The sequence below is a fragment of the Pseudomonas sp. 18-147 genome (assembly GCF_051048045.1).
Taxonomy (GTDB): Bacteria; Pseudomonadota; Gammaproteobacteria; order Pseudomonadales; family Pseudomonadaceae; genus Pseudomonas; species Pseudomonas aeruginosa.
Genome location: NZ_CP182296.1, coordinates 2,252,101 through 2,268,720, shown reverse-complemented (window position 1 = coordinate 2,268,720; position 16,620 = coordinate 2,252,101). Strand labels below are relative to the sequence as shown.

Genomic DNA, 16,620 nt, shown 5'->3' with positions numbered 1-16,620 from the left:
CACCAGTCAGGAAAATTACAGAGAAGTCCCGAAAAACGGAAGCAAGACACTGGCCAACTTCATCGTGACGCAGGACGAAATGTCATGCGGAAAATCATTGCCACGCCCCGCTCACTGTATATAATCCCAGTCACTGGATAAAAACACAGAGCGACGACATGCAGAAGCTGACGCCCCGCCAAGCCGAGATCCTCTCCTTCATCAAGCGCTGCCTGGAAGACCACGGCTTTCCGCCGACCCGGGCGGAAATCGCCCAGGAACTCGGCTTCAAGTCGCCGAACGCCGCCGAGGAGCACCTCAAGGCGCTGGCACGCAAGGGCGCCATCGAAATGACTCCGGGCGCCTCTCGCGGCATCCGCATTCCCGGCTTCGAACCGCATGCCGCCAACGACGATGAGGGCCTGCCGGTGATCGGACGGGTCGCCGCCGGCGCACCGATCCTCGCCGAACAGAACATCGAGGAATCCTGCCGGATCAATCCCGCCTTCTTCAATCCTCGCGCCGACTACCTGTTGCGCGTGCGCGGCATGAGCATGAAGGACATCGGCATCCTCGACGGCGACCTGCTGGCCGTCCACGTCACCCGCGAAGCGCGCAACGGCCAGGTGGTGGTCGCGCGGATCGGCGAGGAGGTCACGGTGAAACGCTTCAAGCGCGAAGGCAGCAAGGTCTGGCTGCTGGCGGAAAACCCTGAGTTCGCTCCGATCGAAGTCGATCTGAAGGAGCAGGAACTGATCATCGAAGGCTTGAGCGTCGGCGTGATCCGGCGCTGACAGGAGATACCATGCAGACCTCCCACTCGCTGCCCAGCGCCCAGTTGCCACTGTTCCAGGAAGCGTTCTGGGCCAGCAACGGCGCACCCTTGCTCGACGATGTCATCGACAGCCCTTCCAGCGCCTCCATCGAGGAACCCGCTGCCTTTAGCGAACTTTCGCTCAGCGGCCTGCCGGGGCACTGCCTGACCCTGCTCGCACCGATTCTCCGCGAGCTCAGCGAGGAACAGGATGCCCGCTGGCTGACCCTGATCGCTCCGCCGGCGAGCCTGACCCATGAATGGCTGCGCCGCGCCGGCCTGAACCGCGAGCGCATCCTGCTACTGCAGGCGAAGGACAACGCCGCTGCCCTGGCGCTCAGTTGCGAGGCCTTGCGCCTGGGCCGCAGCCACACCGTGGTCAGTTGGCTGGAGCCGCTGAGCCGGGCGGCGCGCAAGCAACTGTCCCGCGCCGCCCAACTGGGCCAAGCACAGAGCCTGAATATTCGTCTGGGTTGAAAAAACGGCGGGGGACAGCGTTCAGTGCAGGACGCGGGGGCCTTCGTCGTGTTCCATCTCGCCCTCGGCAAGACGACCGGCCATTTGCACGCCGACATTGAACATGGCCTTGGCCACTTCGACATGCTGGCCTTGCAGGAAATTCTTCGCGTCCCCGGAGAACTCCAGGGTCACCAACGCCTCCTCGTCATCGGCGCGACGCAGCACGATGCGCCCGTCGGGCATTTCTACGATTTCAAGGAAGGATGTTGGCATGACAGACGCTCTCTACGAAGACGCGACATTGTAACAGCCCATCCAGTGCATCCCTAGCCCGCATCCGCCTTCCGGTTCCCCTCTCGCGCCTGTAACGGCGGTTCCAGAGCGCCCGGACGGCATCCGCTAAATTTTTTTGCTGGCAAATCAACCGAGTGGAACGGTAGGAAAATGTCCTACCGCTGATCGGCGAATGACGACGGCGTTACAGCTCCGTCAGGCTCTCGCGAAAACGCAGGACCAATTGCTTCAGCGACTGCCGCCATTCCTCGAGGGTTTCGCGAGAAAGCAAGGGGGCTTCTTCGTCGATACTCACGGCAACGATCAACGGTGTGCTGGGGTCGATCTTCGCTGCCTTGGTCGGTCGCGGCGGCAGGAACAGCTCGGAGTAGGCGCCCAGCAACTGGCCCAGCCAGGTTTCCGGCTGCGACGCCAACTCCACCAGTTCAGCCAGCTCGGGGCTGGGCGCGGCCGCCAGCACTTCGGCATTCAGCAATGCATCCACGCGAGGAGCGGCAGCCTGCGGCAGACGGTAGTAACCGGCGATCTCATGGCATACACCGAGCACTGCGCCATAAAGGTGGAACAGCGCCGACTCGCGCTCCCCCTGGATGATCGCCTGGGCATTCATCGCCCGCTCGGCATCGGCTCGCTTCCAGGCCTCCAGAGCCAACCCGGCGAAATACAGCTTCTGGTTGGTGCGGGTATAAAGCTCTTGGGCCATGCCGGTACTCCCGATTAAAACTGGAAGGAATGCGGAGCGCAGGCCAGGTCAGCGCCCGGCCTTCGCGCAGTATAAGCGCGCCCCATGCAAGCGGGCGCGCCATCCATCAGCGCTTGTCTTCGACCTTCCACTTGCCGCCATCGTAGAAGGCGCGCCAGCCGGTGGGCTTGCCATCGACCTCGGACTGCACGTATTGCTCCTTGGTCTTGCGGCTGAAACGGATCACCGCGGGACGGCCGTCCGGGTCTTTCTGCGGGGCGTCGCAGAGGTAATGGTACTTGGGATCCAGCTCGGCCTTGTGCGGGATGATCTCGCTCACCAACGGCGCGCGGGTCTCGCGGTTCTTCGGGAACTGGCTGGCGGCCAGGAACATGCCCGAAGCGCCGTCGCGCAGCACGTAGATATCGTCCACCTTCTCGCACTTCAATTCAGGCATGCGGATGGCGTCCATCTTCGGCGGCGCCGCCTCGCCATTCTTCAGCAGCTTGCGGGTGTTCTTGCAGGTCGGATTGGTGCAACCGAAGAACTTGCCGAAACGGCCGGTCTTCAACTGCATCTCGCTGCCACACTTGTCGCATTCCAGGCTCGGCCCTTCGTAGCCCTTGATCCGGTACTGGCCTTCCTCGATCTCGTAGCCCGGACAGTCGGGGTTGTTGCCGCAGATATGCAGCTTGTGTTTCTCGTCCAGCAGGTAGGCGTCCATCGCGGTACTGCAGATCGGGCAGCGATGCTTGCCACGCAACACCCGCGACTCGGACTCGCCCTCGTCGTCCGCGGCGATCTCGTCGCCGGGAATCAGGTTGACGGTCGCCTTGCAACGCTCCTTCGGCGGCAGGCTGTAGCCCGAGCAGCCGAGGAACACGCCGGTGGAGGCGGTACGAATCATCATCGGCCGGCCGCACTCGCGGCAGGGAATGTTGGTCAGGGTCGGCTGGTTGGCGCGCATCCCCTTCTCGCTGACTTCGGCCACCTCGAGCTTCTTCTTGAAATCGCCGTAGAACTCGTCGAGCAGGTGCTTCCAGTCGCGCTCGCCCTGGGCCACGTCGTCGAGATGCTCCTCCATCCCGGCGGTGAAACCGTAGTCCATCAGGTTGGCGAAGCTCTCGTTGAGCCGATCGGTGACGATGTCGCCCATCTTCTCCGCATAGAAGCGGCGGTTGTGGGTGGTTACGTAGCCGCGCTCCTGGATGGTGGAGATGATCGCCGCGTAGGTCGAGGGGCGGCCGATACCGCGCTTCTCCAGTTCCTTGACCAGGCTCGCTTCGGAGTAGCGCGCCGGCGGCTTGGTGAAGTGCTGGCTCGGATCGAGCTTGATCAGCTTGAGGTTCTCGCCTTCCTTCATTTCCGGCAGGACGTCGTCCTCGCCCGGCTTGCTCTGCTGCGGCAGTACCCGGGTATAACCGTCGAACTTGAGGATGCGGCCCTTGGCGCGCAGCTCGAAATCGCCGGCGGTGACGCTCACGCTGGTCGAGAGGTATTCGGCCGGGGTCATCTGGCACGCCACGAACTGGCGCCAGATCAGGTCGTACAGGCGCTCGGCGTCACGCTCCATGCCGGACAGCTGGGTCGGCTTGAGGTTGACGTCGGAAGGACGGATCGCCTCGTGCGCTTCCTGGGCGCCCTCCTTGCTCGAGTAGACGTTGGCCTTGCCCGGCAGGTACTTCTGGCCGAACTCGTCCTCGATGAAACCGCGGACCATGCCAATGGCATCGGCCGACAGGTTGGTCGAGTCGGTACGCATGTAGGTGATGTAGCCGGCCTCGTAGAGACGCTGGGCCATCATCATGGTCTTCTTCACCCCGAAGCCCAGGCGGTTGCTCGCCGCCTGCTGCAGGGTGGAAGTGATGAACGGCGCCGAGGGTCGGCTGGAGGTCGGCCGGTCCTCGCGCTTGGCGACGCTATAGGCCGAGGCCTTGAGCTTTTCCAGGGCCGCCATGGCCTGGGCTTCGTTGAGCGGCTTGAAGGCCTCGCCCTTCTCACGGGTAACCTCGAAGCGCACGTTGGCGCCCTTGGCGGTACCGAGGTCGGCATGCACTTCCCAGTACTCTTCCGGGACGAAGGCGCGAATCTCGCGTTCGCGCTCCACCACCAGCTTCACCGCCACCGACTGCACGCGGCCGGCGGACAACCCACGGGCAATCTTCTGCCAGAGCAGCGGCGAGACCATGTAGCCGACCACGCGGTCGAGGAAACGCCGCGCCTGCTGGGCGTTCACCCGGTTGATATCGAGCTCGCCGGGCTGGGAGAAGGCCTCCTGGATGGCCTTCTTGGTGATTTCGTTGAATACCACGCGCTTGTAGCGGCTTTCGTCGCCGCCGATGGCTTCCCGCAGGTGCCAGGCGATGGCCTCCCCTTCGCGGTCCAAGTCGGTCGCGAGATAGACGGTGTCGGCGTCCTTGGCCAGGCGGCGCAGCTCGTCGATGACCTTTTCCTTGCCGGGCAGGATCTCGTACTTGGCCTTCCAGCCATGCTCGGGGTCGACCCCCATGCGCGAGACCAGTTGGCGCCTGGCCTTCTCCTTCGGTGACAGCGCCGGCGCCTCGGAGGCGCTCTTGCGGCCCTTGGCCGCCGGCTCCTTGGAACTCGACGAACCACTGGTGGGCAGGTCACGGATGTGGCCGATGCTCGACTTCACCACGTACTGGCTGCCCAGATACTTGTTGATGGTCTTGGCCTTGGCCGGGGATTCCACGATGACCAGCGATTTACCCATGGATCGGAAGGTTCCTGCGTCGAAAAGATGAATATAAAGGAGGGAGCGACTAGCGCGGCACCGCTATATATAGTGGCGAACGAGCCAAGGTCAAGCGCGGTCTTCCCCGCCGGGAGCTTTCTGCAAGCCCAGGGGATCGGCCTCGGGACTCACCAGGACGAAGCGCGGCACCCACTCGCCATCGACCTCCACGGCCTCGGTGAACATCTCCAGCGGACGCACCCAGAGACCGAATTCGCCGTACAGCGCCTGGTAGATCACCAGCGCCTCTTCCGTCTCCGAATGCCGCGCGACACCCAGGACCCGGTAGTTCTGTCCCTTGTAATGACGATAGAGCCCAGCCTGCAGGTCCATGTTCCTTACCTTGTCTCGAAAATCGGAAAACAACGGCACAATGCCGACATACAACAGCCCGGTATAGGCACGGATCGCACAATAGGCAAACCCGCGCTCCCGGGGCGTCATTCGCTCGATACAGCCGGAAACGACTGACACTGAAAAACGAAAGCCGGGGCACGAGGCCCCGGCTTTCCCCTTCGACGAACGCTTAGATGCGCTCGAAGACGGTGGTGATACCCTGTCCCAGGCCCACGCACATGGTGGACACGCCAAGGGTACCGCCGTTCTGCTTCATCACGTTCAACAGGGTGCCGGAAATGCGCGCACCGGAGCAACCGAACGGGTGACCCAGGGCGATGGCGCCGCCGTGGAGGTTGACCTTCTCGTCCATCTTGTCGAGCAGCTTGAGGTCCTTCAGCACAGGCAGGGCCTGGGCGGCGAAGGCTTCGTTGAGTTCGACGAAATCGATGTCGGCGATGGTCAGGCCGGCACGCTTGAGCGCCTTGTTGGTCGACGGCACCGGGCCGTAGCCCATGATCGCCGGGTCGACACCCGCCACGGCCATGGAGCGGATCACCGCCATCGGCTGGATGCCCAGGTCCTGGGCGCGCTGGGCCGACATCACGATCATGCAGGAGGCACCGTCGGTGATCTGCGAGGAGGTCCCCGCGGTCACGGTGCCGCCTTTCGGATTGAACGCCGGCTTCAACTCGGCCAGGGTCTCGACGGTGGTTTCCGGACGAATGGTCTCGTCGAAGTCGAAGACTTTCAGGAAACCGTTCTCGTCATACCCTTCCATCGGGATGATCTCGTCCTTGAACTTGCCTTCCTGGGTGGCCTTCCAGGCCAGTTGGTGCGAACGCGCGCCGAACTTGTCCTGCGCCTCACGGCTGATACCGTGCATCTTGCCGAGCATTTCCGCAGTCAGGCCCATCATGCCCGAGGCCTTGGCGGCGTACAGGGACAGGTGCGGGTTCGGGTCGACGCCATGCATCATGCCGACGTGGCCCATGTGCTCCACGCCGCCGATGACGAATACATCGCCATTGCCGGTCTGGATCGCCTGGGCGGCGGTGTGCAGCGCGCTCATCGACGAACCGCACAGGCGGCTGACGGTCTGCGCGGCGCTGGTGTGCGGGATCTGGGTCATCAGCGACGCCATGCGCGCGATGTTCCAGCCCTGCTCCAGGGTCTGGTTGACGCAGCCCCAGATCACGTCTTCCACTTCGGCCGGGTCGACCTTCGGGTTACGCTCCAGCAGCTTGCTGATCAGGTGCGCCGACATGGTCTCGGCGCGGGTGTTGCGGTGCATGCCACCCTTGGAACGACCCATCGGGGTGCGGCCGAAGTCGACAATGACGACGTCTCTCGGATTCAGGCTCATAAATTCACTCTCGCTCTAGTCGTTCCGCGATTAACCGAAGAATTTCTGACCGTTCTTGGCCATTTCACGCAGCTTCGCGGTCGGGTGGTACAGCGCGCCCAGCTCGGCGTACTTGTCGGCCAGGGCCACGAACTCGGCGACACCGATCGAATCGATGTAGCGCAGAGCACCACCACGGAAGGGCGGGAAGCCGATGCCGTAGATCAGGCCCATATCGGCCTCGGCAGCGGTCTCGACGATGCCGTCTTCCAGGCAACGCACGGTTTCCAGGCACAGCGGGATCATCATGAAGTTGACGATGTCCTCGTCGGTCACTTCGCGCTGCTCGACCACGATCGGCTTGAGCACTTCGTAGGCCTGCGGATCGGTGACCTTCTTCGGCTTGCCGCGCTTGTCGGTCTCGTAGGCGTAGAAGCCCTTGCCGTTCTTCTGGCCCAGGCGGTTGGCCTCGTACATCACGTCGACGGCGGTCTTGCCCTCGACCGCCATGCGGTCCGGGAAGCCCTCGGCCATGACGTCGCGGCCATGGTGGCCGGTGTCGATGCCGACCACGTCGGACAGGTAGGCCGGGCCCATGGGCCAGCCGAACTTCTCCATCACCTTGTCGATGCGCACGAAGTCGACGCCGAAGCTCAGCAGCTTGGCGAAGCCGCCGAAGTACGGGAACAGCACACGGTTGACCAGGAAGCCGGGGCAATCGTTGACCACGATCGGGCTCTTGCCCATCTTCTTGGCGTAGGCGACGGTGGTGGCGATGGCGGTTTCACCGGTCTTCTCGCCACGGATCACTTCCACCAGCGGCATCATGTGCACCGGGTTGAAGAAATGCATGCCGCAGAAGTTTTCCGGACGCTTCAGCGCCTGGGCCAGCAGGCTGATGGAGATGGTCGAGGTGTTGGAGGCGATGATCGCGTCTTCCTTCACCGCGCCTTCCACTTCGGCGAGCACGGCTTGCTTGACCTTGGGGTTCTCGACGACGGCTTCGACGACGATGTCGACGTTGCCGAAGTCGCCATAGGACATGGTCGGACGGATGCCATTGAGCGCCTCGGCCATCTTCGCCGGGGTCAGGCGACCCTTCTCGACGCGCTTGCCGAGCAGCTTGGCGGCCTCGTTCAGGCCCATCTGGATACCCTCTTCGCGGATATCCTTCATCAGGATCGGGGTGCCCTTGAGCGCCGACTGATAGGCGATGCCGCCGCCCATGATGCCGGCGCCGAGCACGGCGGCCAGTTTCACGTCCTTGGCGACTTCGTCGTATTTCTTGGCTTTCTTCTTCAGTTCCTGGTCATTCAGGAACAGGCCGATCAGACTCTGCGCGACCGAGGTCTTGGCCAGCTTGACGAAGCCGGCGGCTTCGACTTCCAGCGCCTTGTCGCGGCCGAAGTTGGCGGCCTTCTGGATGCTCTTGATGGCTTCCACCGGCGCCGGGTAGTTCGGACCGGCCTGGCCGGCGACGAAGCCCTTGGCGGTTTCGAAGGCCATCATCTGCTCGATTGCATTCAGCTTCAGCTTTTCCAGCTTCGGCTGGCGCCGTGCCTTGTGGTCCAGCTCGCCGGCGACGGCGCGCTTGGCCAGGTCGAGGGCAGCGGCCTGCAGTTGCTCGGGAGCGACCACGGCGTCGACGGCGCCGACCTTCAGGGCGTCCTCGGCCTTGTTTTCCTTGCCCGAGGCGATCCACTCGACGGCGTTATCGCAGCCGATCAGGCGCGGCAGGCGGACGGTGCCGCCGAAGCCCGGGTAGATGCCCAGCTTGACTTCCGGCAGGCCGACCTTGGCGGTCGCGCTCATCACGCGGAAGTCCGCGGCCAGGCACATCTCCAGGCCGCCGCCGAGGGCGATGCCGTTGATCGCGGCAACGGTGGGTACGTCCAGGTCTTCGAAGTCGCTGAAGATCTTGTTGGCTTCGAGGTTGCCCGCCATCAGTTCCTCGTCGGGCAGCTGGAAGTTGTCAACGAACTCGGTGATGTCGGCACCAACGATGAACACGTCCTTGCCGCTGGTCACGATCACGCCCTTGACCGATGCATCGGCCTTGATCGCATCGACTGCCGCACGCAACTCACTGAGGGTGAGACGGTTGAACTTGTTGACGGACTCGCCCTTGAGATCGAAATTCAACTCGACGATGCCGCCCTCAAGAGGCTTAACCGTGATGGCTTTACCTTGGTAAATCATCAACTGATCTCCACGCTATTATGGAAGCTTGAACTTACACATCGGACGCCGTGTCGGGACCCTTTCGGCAACCGCCGAGCATAGTCCCAAACCCTTCGGCACACCCGCCGACGCGATAACCGGGTCTCTATTGTCGAGGCCTGCGCGAGGCAAACGCTCGATTCATACGCCCGTTTGACTTGGGTGCGCACACATTCCGGCAAAAGCCGGGAATTGTCAATCAGCCATCCGGAAAACACCTGCCCTCCTCCAGGCCCTCTGCGCAGGGCCATTCAGCCAGCCTCTGTCGGACCATTCAGATGTTCGATGATCGGCGCCGTGGGAGCTTGTCCCGGTGCGGAAAGGCAGGCTAGAGTCGCCGCAGATCGCCATGCATGATCGGCCACGGGCCGTTACAAAAGAACAACAAGAAGGCCTCCAGGGCCACATGGAGATGGAACCCATGATCTGCCGTCCGTTCACTCTTTGTCTGGCCCTGCTCGGCCTGCTGAGCCTCCCCGTCTTCGCGGCAGGGACCGCCGATGACCTGCTCGCCCTGCACCAGATGCGGCTCGCCACGCAGAAATCCCTGAACGCCTTCTTCATGTACGTCGGCCAGGAAGGCGATCAACGCTACGCCAGCCTGATCGAAAGCTCGGCGCAGACGGCGGAAGCCCGCCTGCAGCGACTCGACGGCGTGAACGGCAGCGAATCCCGGCGCCTGCTGGGCCAGCTTCGCGAGCAATGGCGGGACTATGCGCAAGACCTCGACAAGCTGACCGGCGCGGTGCGCAACAAGGGCTACAGCGACCTGCAACCGGTCGCCGACCTGGCACGACGCAACCAGCAACTGATGGACCTCGGCGGCCAGTTGTATCGCAGCCTGCAACGGGAAAACGCCGCCACGGTGCCGACGCTCACCGAGCAGAGCCGCGAACAGAGCCTGCTGATGCAGGACATTGCTCTGGACTATGCCTCGCGCAACGCGTCGGTGGGCGCCAGCTTCTTCGGCGGCGGCGAGGAGCGTCCACTGGACGACCTGGCCAGCCGCTTTTCGGTCAACCTGTTGAAGCTGCAGCAGGCGCCGCAGAACGACGAGGAGATCGCCAGGGCGCTGCGCAGCGTGGCGATCAAGTGGCACTACATCGAGAAGTCCCTGCGCAACTACAACCAGAACAGCGTGCCGTTCCTGGTCAACAAGAATGCAGACCGGATCATCGATGGCCTGGAGAAGGTCGCCGCGCTGTATGCCGCGCGCAACCAATGAACCTCGGCGCGCCGCCTCAGGCGCGCTGGCGGAGAAACTCGGCGATGCGCCCGAGGTCGGCGCTATCGCCGCGCTCGCCCCAATACAGGGCAAGGAACTGGGCGGTCGCCTCCACCTTGTAGACATCCCCGGGGAGGCTGCGCAGGGCGTCCAGCAACTCATCGTCCGCGCACGGCTCGCGCCACTGGTTCAGCCACTGGCCCGGGGTATTCTGCCAATAGCACCAGGCCTCCCGGCCGCGTCGGCGCGGGCAGTGGAACTGCGCGCAGGACGTCGGCGGAGCGCTCTCCAGCCAATGCGGCCAATCCTGGCGCGCGAGCTGCATGGCCAGGCCGAGACGGCGCGCCTCGAGGCGCAGGGCCATCTTGCCGCGCTGCCTGTTGGACGGCATCAGCCAGGCCAGGGGACTGAGCATGACAGCCAGCAGCAGGATCACCAGCCAAGTGGTCATAAGGAACGGACACTCGAAAAACGGTTAAGGCATTTGCCTCGATCCGCGCGCACAGGCAGGATCGGTCGCAGTCGCCAAGGGAGGCGCAGTTTACAGGCGAATGCGACCACGGCGGAGCAGCTTTTTGCCCAGCGCAACGGAACAGGTTCCACGCGCGGCGCGAAAGTCCATAATGAAAACACTATCCCCTTCTGGGAGGAGACGTTCATGCCCTATCAACACATTCTGGTCGCCGTCGACCTGACCGACGAATGCGACCCGGTGATGAAGCGTGCGGCGGCCCTGGCCACCAGCAACCAGGCCCGGCTCTCGGTGGTGCATGTGGTCGAGCCCATGGCCATGGCCTTCGGTGGGGACGTGCCGATGGACCTGTCGATGTTGCAGCAGCAGCAGTTCGACCAGGCCCGTGAACGCCTGGATGCCTTCGCCGTACGCTATCCGGACCTCGGCAGCGAGCAGCGCCACCTGGTCTACGGGCAACCGCGCCAGGAAATCCACCGCCTCGCCGCGGAACAGGCCTGCGACCTGATCGTGGTCGGCAGCCACGGTCGCCACGGCCTGGCGCTGCTGCTCGGTTCCACTGCCAACGACGTGCTGCACGGCGCGCCCTGCGACGTGCTCGCGGTGCACCTGAAGAAAGCCTGATCTCTCCCCGCTCGGCCGGGGCCTGCGCCTCAGCCGAGCGTTTCCTCGGCGCTCATCACCAGCGGGCGGATCTTCTGCAACTGGGTTTCCAGCGAATAGCTGATGCTCGACGACAGCGAGAAGAAGGTCAGGAACGCCTTCAGGTTGGAATCGCTGACACAGGTGTCGTGGATTCGCTGCCAGAACGCCTGGTTGACCAGTTGCAACTGCTGGAACAGCCGCACCAGCCCTTTCAGTTCCCAATCGGCATGCCGCCCCTCGCGGAAGTTGAAGTACTGGCGCATCAGGTACAGCGGCACCACCCGCAGCACGAACTCCTGGTTGCTGGCGAACGGCAGGTGCTGCATGGCCATCGGCCTCAGCGGCGCCAGCAGCGGACAGGCGCTGCTGGCCATGATCAAGCCGATCAGCGCGCGCAGTCCTTCCTCCAGGCCCGCCTGCTTGATGTACTCGCGCTCCGGCGTGCGCACGCAGATGCCGGCCTTGCGGAACGCCGGCAGGTTGCGGAAATCCTCGATCACCCCATGCAGGTCGACCGCCGCCGGACAATGGCTGTAGCGTTCGCGATCGAGCGGGCAGTTGCTGCAGCGATTGTGTTCCAGGCGCGTCCAGCGCGGCGCTGCGGCAGCCGCCTGCGGGTCGTAGTGCCGCTCCAGCTCGATGCGATAGTTGAGCTGATGCTGGTCGTCCAGCGTGATGCGGTACTCGATTGCCATGGACTGATCCTTTCTCGGGAGACGGCCGGCCCGTCAATGACGCCAGCCAGAGGGACCGACGGGGGACTGCACCCACCGCCGGCAAGGCCCGCAAGGATCATCGAGATGAGCCGCTATCACATTGATGCAGCTCACTTTTTCGAGATAGATCAGTCTTCCAGTTCGGCCCAGCGCTCGAGCAAGGCATCGAGTTCCTGCTGCAACGCGTCCAGCCGCGCCAGGGTTTCGCGCTGCTCGTCCTGCGGGCGCAGATAGAAATCCTGCTGCGCGATGGTTTCCTGGACACCCGCCAGCTCCGCCTCGACCGCGTCGATCTGCCCGGGCAAAGCCTCCAGCTCGCGCTGCAACTTGTAGCTGAGCTTTTTCTTCGCCGGCGCCTCGCTCGGCGCCGCAGCAGCCGGCGCGGGTTCGGCGGCGGGCGCCAGCGCGGTATTCAGCTCGGCCTTGCCGCTCTTCGACTCGCTCACGCCGAGCAGGCGCGGCGTGCCCCCTTGGCGCAGCCAGTCCTGGTAGCCACCGACGAATTCGCGAACCTTGCCCTCGCCCTCGAAGACCAGGGTGCTGGTCACCACGTTGTCGAGGAAGGCCCGATCGTGGCTGACCATCAGCACGGTGCCCTGGAAGCCGAGCAGGACTTCCTCCAGCAGTTCCAGGGTTTCCACGTCGAGGTCGTTGGTCGGTTCGTCGAGCACCAGCAGGTTGGCCGGCTTGCTGAACAGCTTGGCCAGCAACAGGCGCGCGCGCTCGCCGCCGGACAACGCCTTCACCGGGGTGCGGGCGCGCTGCGGACTGAACAGGAAGTCGCCGAGATAGCTGAGCACATGCCGGTTCTGGCCGTCGATGGTGATGAACTCGCGGCCTTCGGAGATATTGTCGATCACCGTCTGCTCGGGTTCGAGCTGATGGCGCAACTGGTCGAAGTAGGCCACTTCCAGCTTGGTGCCCACCTCGATCTTGCCCGAGGTCGGCTGCAGGTCGCCAAGCAGCAGCTTGAGCAAGGTGGTCTTGCCGGTACCGTTGGCGCCGAGCAGGCCGATACGGTCGCCGCGCTGCAGGACCATGGAGAAGTCGCGTACCAGCGGCTGGCCGCCGGGATGGGCGAAGCTGACGTGCTCCACCACGATCACCTGCTTGCCGGACTTGTCCGCGCTTTCCAGCTGGAAGCTGGCCTTGCCCTGGCGCTCGCGGCGCTCGGCGCGTTCGCGACGCATTTCCTTCAGTGCCCGAACCCGCCCTTCGTTGCGCGTGCGGCGGGCCTTGATGCCCTGGCGGATCCACACTTCTTCCTGGGCCAGGCGCTTGTCGAACAATGCGTTGGCAGCTTCTTCGGCGGCCAGTTGCTGTTCCTTGTGCACCAGGAAACTGGCGTAGTCGCCGTTCCAGTCGATCAGGTGGCCACGATCCAGCTCGAGGATGCGGGTCGCCAGGGATTGCAGGAAGGCGCGGTCGTGGGTAATGAACAGCACCGCGCCGTTGAAGCCCAGCAGCGCTTCCTCGAGCCAGGCGATGGCGCCGATGTCCAGGTGGTTGGTCGGTTCGTCGAGCAGCAGCAGGTCCGGCTCGGCGACCAGCGCCTGGGCCAGCAGCACGCGCCGACGCCAGCCGCCGGAGAGTTCGGCGAGGGTCTTGTCGGCCGGCAACTGCAGGCGGCTGAGGGTGCTGTCCACCAGTTGCTGCAGGCGCCAGCCATCGCGCGCCTCGAGTTCCTGCTGGACCCGCGAGAGGCGCGCCAGGTCATCGTCGGTATGGATGTTCAGGCTCAGGTGGTGGTACTCGGCGAGCAGCTTGCCGACTTCCGCCAGACCCTCGGCCACCACGTCGAACACTGTCCGTTCGTCGGCACGCGGCAGTTCCTGGGGCAATTCGCCGATCTTCAGCGCCGGTGCGCGCCAGACTTCGCCGTCGTCGGCCTGCTGTTCGCCCTTGACCACCTTGAACAGGCTGGACTTGCCGGTACCGTTGCGCCCGATCACGCAGACCCGCTCGCCACGGCCGATCTGCCACGACACCTTGTCCAGCAAGGGAGTGGTGCCAAAGGCAAGGGATACATCGGTGAACTTGAGCAGGGTCATGGGCGCCTCCGGAAACAGGGCGCGCATTTTACGCCGGATAGGCATCGGATGGCACGGCGCTTTCACCGCCATGCCGCAACGGCTAAGCTTAGGCGAGCCATCCGCCCGGCTTCGGGCGCGCCCCGCGACAGCGGTCGCGCGCCAGTCCCGCGAGCGGTCGAAACGCCCGTAGGCAGCCGTTGCGGACCTGCCGACGTTACCCGACATCACCTGCCCGGATAAGTCATGCGCGGTCGCCTGTTCACTCTCGTTTCCTGCCTTTTGCTCAGTATTTCCTCCGTCGACGCGGTCCACGCCGCTTCCCTGACCGAACAACGCCGTCTCTACGACCAGGCCAAGGCCGCCCTGGCCAAGGGCAACAGCGCGCCCTACATGGCCTCGCGCAGCGCCCTGCGCGATTACCCGCTGGAACCCTACCTGGCCTACGACGAACTGACCCACCGGCTGAAGTCCGCCAGCAACGAGGAGGTCGAGCGCTTCCTCACCGAACACGGCGACCTGCCGCAGATCGGCTGGCTGAAACTGCGCTGGCTGCGCCTGCTGGCCGACCGCGACGACTGGAAGACCTTCGTCAACTACTACGATCCGAAGCTGAACTTCACCGAACTCGACTGCCTGTATGGCCAGTACCAGCTGGGCCACGGCCAGAAGGCCGAAGGCTACGCCACCAGCGAACGCCTGTGGCTGGTCGGCAAGTCGCAGCCGGCTGCCTGCGACACCCTGTTCGGCCTCTGGCAGGGCGAAGGCCAGCTCACCGAGGAAAAGGTCTGGAAACGCCTCAAGCTGGCCGCCGAAGCGCGCAACTACAGCCTCGCCTCGCACCTCGCGCAGCGCCTGCCGACCCTCGGCAACCAGGGCGCGCTGATGGTCAGCGTGGCGCAGAACCCCGCCCAGCTGAGCCAGACCGGCCGCTTCAGCCAGCGCGACCATGCCACCGCCGACGTGGTCGGTCTCGGCCTGCGCCGCCTGGCGCGGCAGGACCCGGAAAAGGCCCTTAGCCTGCTCGACTACTACAGCTCGGCGCTACCCTTCTCCAGCGACGAGAAGGTCGCCATCGCCCGCGAGATCGGTCTCAGCCTGGCCAAGCGCTTCGATCCGCGCGCACTGCCGCTGATGACCCAGTACGATCCCGGCCTGCGCGACAACACCGTCACCGAATGGCGCACCCGCCTGCTGCTGCGCCTGGGCCGCTGGGACGAAGCCTACGCGCTGACCCGCAAGCTGCCCCAGGATCTTGCCGCCACCAGCCGCTGGCGCTATTGGCAGGCACGCAGCCTGCAACTGGCGCAGCCGAACAGCAAGGAGCCGATCGCGCTGTACCAGAAGCTCGCCGGCGAGCGCGACTTCTACGGCTTCCTCGCCGCCGACCGCCTGAGCGTGCCGTACAAGCTCGGCAACCGTCCTGCGCACATCGACCCGCGCGTCCTGCAACGCGTACGCAACGCCGCCAGTACGCGCCGGGCCATGGAGTTCTTCAACCGTGGCGAAGTGATCAACGCCCGCCGCGAGTGGTACCACGCCGCGCGCCTGTTCGATCGCGACGAGCTGATCGCCCAGGCCAGGCTGGCCTACGACATGCAGTGGTATTTCCCGGCGATCCGCTCGATCAGCCAGGCGCAGTACTGGGACGACCTGGACATCCGCTTCCCGATGGCGCACCGCGCCACCCTGGTGCGCGAAGCGAAGAACCGCGGCCTGCACTCCAGTTGGATCTTCGCCATCACCCGGCAGGAAAGCGCGTTCATGTCCGATGCCCGTTCCGGAGTCGGCGCCACCGGGCTGATGCAGCTGATGCCCGGCACCGCCAAGGAGACCTCGCGCAAGTTCGGCATCCCGCTGGCCTCGACCCAGCAACTGATCGTGCCCGACGTCAACATCCGCCTCGGCGCCGCCTACCTGAGCCAGGTGCATAGCCAGTTCAACGGCAACCGGGTACTCGCCTCGGCCGCCTACAACGCCGGTCCGGGCCGCGTCCGCCAGTGGCTGAAAGATACCCGCCACCTGGCCTTCGACGTGTGGATCGAGACCATTCCGTTCGACGAGACTCGCCAGTACGTGCAGAACGTGCTGTCCTATGCGGTGATCTACGGGCAGAAGCTCAATGCGCCGCAGCCCATCGTCGACTGGCACGAACGCTACTTCGACGATTTCTGACCCCCAACCCGGCCCGGACGCCCGGGCCTTTCCAGTACCTTGAAAAGGACCTCAAGATGAACAAGCCCCTCGCCACCGCCCTGCTCGCCACCTCCAGCCTGCTGCTCGCCGACGGCGCCCTGGCCGCCGACGCCTGCGGTACGCCGCGCAACGCCTTCGACAGCGTGTACTGCCGCAGCGGCGAGTTTTCCCAGGCCGACCGCGAGCTGAACCAGCAGTTCGGCACCCTGCGCAAGCACCTGAACGACGGCCAGAAAGCCCTGCTGAAGAAGAGCCAGATCGCCTGGATCAAGGAGCGCGACGCGGCCTGCAGCGAAAGCAAGGACAACGGTTATTTCGTCAACCTCGACTGCGCCACCGAGAAGACCCGCCAGCGCCTCGACTTCCTCCGCGAACGCGAGCGCGAGTGCCTGAGCACCGGTTGCGTCGACGCCAAGCTCTGATCGCCGGCAAGGGCCGCCCGCCGCAACGGC

15 protein-coding genes are annotated in these 16,620 nt (G+C 64.5%); 6 read left to right on the top strand and 9 right to left on the bottom strand.

The annotated features are described in order from the left end of the window. The first annotated feature begins 158 nt into the window (after nt 1–158). Both lexA and sulA read left to right on the top strand, forming a co-directional pair. The gene (gene lexA / locus ACM0M4_RS10925; protein ID WP_003091196.1) at nt 159–773 is read left to right on the top strand and encodes a transcriptional repressor LexA; all 615 of its coding nucleotides are present in this window, start codon (nt 159–161) and stop codon (nt 771–773) included. Nucleotides 774–784: 11 nt separating this feature from the next. Continuing rightward, nucleotides 785–1,270, top strand: coding sequence for an SOS-induced cell division inhibitor SulA (sulA, locus tag ACM0M4_RS10920; RefSeq protein ID WP_003091197.1), 486 nt, complete (start codon nt 785–787; stop codon nt 1,268–1,270). A gap of 21 nt (nt 1,271–1,291) precedes the next feature. On the opposite strand, the gene ACM0M4_RS10915 is transcribed toward sulA, so the two are convergent. The 6 genes from ACM0M4_RS10915 to fadB all read right to left on the bottom strand — a co-directional run bounded on the left by ACM0M4_RS10915 (nt 1,292) and on the right by fadB (nt 8,863). Next, on the bottom strand, nt 1,292–1,525 hold the full coding sequence (locus ACM0M4_RS10915; protein WP_003109483.1) for a hypothetical protein: 234 nt from the start codon (nt 1,523–1,525) through the stop codon (nt 1,292–1,294). Between the two features lie 205 nt (nt 1,526–1,730). Then, nucleotides 1,731–2,249, bottom strand: a complete 519-nt coding sequence (locus ACM0M4_RS10910) for a DUF6586 family protein (RefSeq protein WP_003113979.1) — start codon at nt 2,247–2,249, stop codon at nt 1,731–1,733. Between the two features lie 106 nt (nt 2,250–2,355). Then, nucleotides 2,356–4,962 (bottom strand): type I DNA topoisomerase, encoded by a 2,607-nt coding sequence (gene topA, locus ACM0M4_RS10905; protein WP_003091201.1) that lies wholly within the window; start codon nt 4,960–4,962, stop codon nt 2,356–2,358. A 90-nt stretch (nt 4,963–5,052) separates the two neighbouring features. Continuing rightward, complete coding sequence (locus tag ACM0M4_RS10900; RefSeq protein ID WP_003109484.1) at nt 5,053–5,316, bottom strand: DUF1653 domain-containing protein; 264 nt, start codon at nt 5,314–5,316, stop codon at nt 5,053–5,055. Nucleotides 5,317–5,509: 193 nt separating this feature from the next. After that, nucleotides 5,510–6,685 carry an acetyl-CoA C-acyltransferase FadA gene (gene fadA, locus ACM0M4_RS10895; protein ID WP_003113978.1) on the bottom strand — a complete coding sequence of 392 codons (1,176 nt, stop codon included), beginning with the start codon at nt 6,683–6,685 and terminating at the stop codon, nt 5,510–5,512. 30 nt (nt 6,686–6,715) lie between these two features. Then, nucleotides 6,716–8,863, bottom strand: a complete 2,148-nt coding sequence (gene fadB / locus ACM0M4_RS10890) for a fatty acid oxidation complex subunit alpha FadB (protein ID WP_003091204.1) — start codon at nt 8,861–8,863, stop codon at nt 6,716–6,718. A gap of 427 nt (nt 8,864–9,290) precedes the next feature. On the opposite strand from fadB, the gene ACM0M4_RS10885 reads away from it, so the two are divergent. Continuing rightward, complete coding sequence (locus ACM0M4_RS10885) at nt 9,291–10,109, top strand: hypothetical protein (protein WP_003119795.1); 819 nt, start codon at nt 9,291–9,293, stop codon at nt 10,107–10,109. A 16-nt stretch (nt 10,110–10,125) separates the two neighbouring features. On the opposite strand, the gene ACM0M4_RS10880 is transcribed toward ACM0M4_RS10885, so the two are convergent. Continuing rightward, on the bottom strand, nt 10,126–10,560 hold the full coding sequence (locus ACM0M4_RS10880) for a hypothetical protein (protein ID WP_003109487.1): 435 nt from the start codon (nt 10,558–10,560) through the stop codon (nt 10,126–10,128). 207 nt (nt 10,561–10,767) lie between these two features. Between ACM0M4_RS10880 and ACM0M4_RS10875 the strand changes: the two genes are divergently transcribed. Beyond that, nucleotides 10,768–11,205, top strand: coding sequence for a universal stress protein (locus ACM0M4_RS10875; RefSeq protein WP_003091210.1), 438 nt, complete (start codon nt 10,768–10,770; stop codon nt 11,203–11,205). Between the two features lie 29 nt (nt 11,206–11,234). Here ACM0M4_RS10875 and ACM0M4_RS10870 read toward each other — a convergent pair whose 3' ends face one another. Next, nucleotides 11,235–11,921 (bottom strand): DUF6901 family protein, encoded by a 687-nt coding sequence (locus tag ACM0M4_RS10870; protein WP_003091213.1) that lies wholly within the window; start codon nt 11,919–11,921, stop codon nt 11,235–11,237. Between the two features lie 149 nt (nt 11,922–12,070). After that, nucleotides 12,071–13,993 carry an ATP-binding cassette domain-containing protein gene (locus ACM0M4_RS10865; protein WP_003091215.1) on the bottom strand — a complete coding sequence of 641 codons (1,923 nt, stop codon included), beginning with the start codon at nt 13,991–13,993 and terminating at the stop codon, nt 12,071–12,073. 225 nt (nt 13,994–14,218) lie between these two features. Here ACM0M4_RS10865 and slt point away from each other — a divergent pair, with 225 nt between their 5' ends. Together slt and ACM0M4_RS10855 are read left to right on the top strand one after the other, a co-directional pair. Next, nucleotides 14,219–16,147, top strand: coding sequence for a lytic transglycosylase Slt (gene slt / locus ACM0M4_RS10860; RefSeq protein ID WP_023087166.1), 1,929 nt, complete (start codon nt 14,219–14,221; stop codon nt 16,145–16,147). A gap of 56 nt (nt 16,148–16,203) precedes the next feature. Then, nucleotides 16,204–16,590, top strand: coding sequence for a lysozyme inhibitor LprI family protein (locus tag ACM0M4_RS10855; protein ID WP_003118100.1), 387 nt, complete (start codon nt 16,204–16,206; stop codon nt 16,588–16,590). Nucleotides 16,591–16,620: the final 30 nt, after the last annotated feature.

Coding starts and splice junctions, on each gene's coding strand:
- lexA (WP_003091196.1), top strand. CDS start 159: ATGCAGAAGCTGACGCCCCGCCAAGCCGAGATCCTCTCCTTCATCAAG.
- sulA (WP_003091197.1), top strand. CDS start 785: ATGCAGACCTCCCACTCGCTGCCCAGCGCCCAGTTGCCACTGTTCCAG.
- ACM0M4_RS10915 (WP_003109483.1), bottom strand. CDS start 1,525: ATGCCAACATCCTTCCTTGAAATCGTAGAAATGCCCGACGGGCGCATC.
- ACM0M4_RS10910 (WP_003113979.1), bottom strand. CDS start 2,249: ATGGCCCAAGAGCTTTATACCCGCACCAACCAGAAGCTGTATTTCGCC.
- topA (WP_003091201.1), bottom strand. CDS start 4,962: ATGGGTAAATCGCTGGTCATCGTGGAATCCCCGGCCAAGGCCAAGACC.
- ACM0M4_RS10900 (WP_003109484.1), bottom strand. CDS start 5,316: ATGGACCTGCAGGCTGGGCTCTATCGTCATTACAAGGGACAGAACTAC.
- fadA (WP_003113978.1), bottom strand. CDS start 6,685: ATGAGCCTGAATCCGAGAGACGTCGTCATTGTCGACTTCGGCCGCACC.
- fadB (WP_003091204.1), bottom strand. CDS start 8,863: ATGATTTACCAAGGTAAAGCCATCACGGTTAAGCCTCTTGAGGGCGGC.
- ACM0M4_RS10885 (WP_003119795.1), top strand. CDS start 9,291: ATGGAGATGGAACCCATGATCTGCCGTCCGTTCACTCTTTGTCTGGCC.
- ACM0M4_RS10880 (WP_003109487.1), bottom strand. CDS start 10,560: ATGACCACTTGGCTGGTGATCCTGCTGCTGGCTGTCATGCTCAGTCCC.
- ACM0M4_RS10875 (WP_003091210.1), top strand. CDS start 10,768: ATGCCCTATCAACACATTCTGGTCGCCGTCGACCTGACCGACGAATGC.
- ACM0M4_RS10870 (WP_003091213.1), bottom strand. CDS start 11,921: ATGGCAATCGAGTACCGCATCACGCTGGACGACCAGCATCAGCTCAAC.
- ACM0M4_RS10865 (WP_003091215.1), bottom strand. CDS start 13,993: ATGACCCTGCTCAAGTTCACCGATGTATCCCTTGCCTTTGGCACCACT.
- slt (WP_023087166.1), top strand. CDS start 14,219: ATGCGCGGTCGCCTGTTCACTCTCGTTTCCTGCCTTTTGCTCAGTATT.
- ACM0M4_RS10855 (WP_003118100.1), top strand. CDS start 16,204: ATGAACAAGCCCCTCGCCACCGCCCTGCTCGCCACCTCCAGCCTGCTG.